General features: G+C 45.0%; 1 protein-coding gene. It reads right to left on the bottom strand.

The genetic code is table 11. The features are described from left to right. A partial coding sequence (locus R7R24_RS25170; protein WP_318119838.1) for a YjjI family glycine radical enzyme occupies nucleotides 1–964 on the bottom strand: 964 nt, incomplete at both ends.

Below are 964 nucleotides of genomic sequence, written 5' to 3'. Positions count from 1 at the left end.
TATCTCACAGGCGTAGAATCAACCAATGTCGCTAGTATCGCTGAAATTTCGTGGCCTAATGCATTTGCATGTTCGTCTTGTCCGTAGCGGGAAGTTTGCCCTTCTTTTTCAAGAAGTAAGTTGACCGCTTCAGCCATACCATAAATGCCGTACATTGGCGCAAAGCGTGACTCTTCAATCAAGCCTTCTTGGGTTAAGAAGCCTTGGAAGAACTGTGATTGTTCATGCAAGTGCGAGCTTCTTGCGTCCATCAACTCCGTCATTAGTTGATGATACGTCGGTAATACATTACTGAAAAAATCGTCGCGACTTGCTGCACGTTTCGCCACTTCTTTTAGATTCATGCGTACAAGCGTGTTTGAACCACCAGCTAGCGGGAGTGAGTTGTAGCAACTGACGATACCAAACCGCGCTCCGTCATAAGCATTTGCGTGAATTGGGTAATTCGCAATATGAGGCTTGCTACAGTCACAAATATTTTTCGTCGCCTGACGTAACAAATCATCTGGTGTGATCGATTCGTCGTACATAAACGTGAGATTTGGTGCAATTTGCTTGAGCTCTGCGTCCACACGCAAAATAGTGCGACAGATAATGTTGTCTGTTGGCCCGATATTCACGTGCATGAAGGCATCCGGCAACGTGCGATCCAACATGATCCAGAAATGTCGAAGTTTTTTGTAAATCTGCGCTTCAGTTTGGTCGCCTACATAAGGCATCAGGACGTCGTCTAACTGCCCTAAATACACCGGAATATTGGTAACAGACGGCACATGATGATAGATGATGGTAAGCATATTTAGCGCATCATCAAAATCTTCTGCAGGTGACAACTCCAAATACTCAGAGCCTTGAGATAAAAACTTAGCATAGTCAGGTAAAACGTAACGCGGTTTAAAAGGCGCATGACCTTCAAACATGTCACAGATTACGCCATCGCTCATCGCTTCACGAAGTGCTTCAG

The sequence above is a fragment of the Vibrio sp. 704 genome, assembly GCF_033339295.1.
Note: the sequence above shows the minus strand (reverse complement) of the source record. Positions and strands in the feature narration are given on the sequence as shown.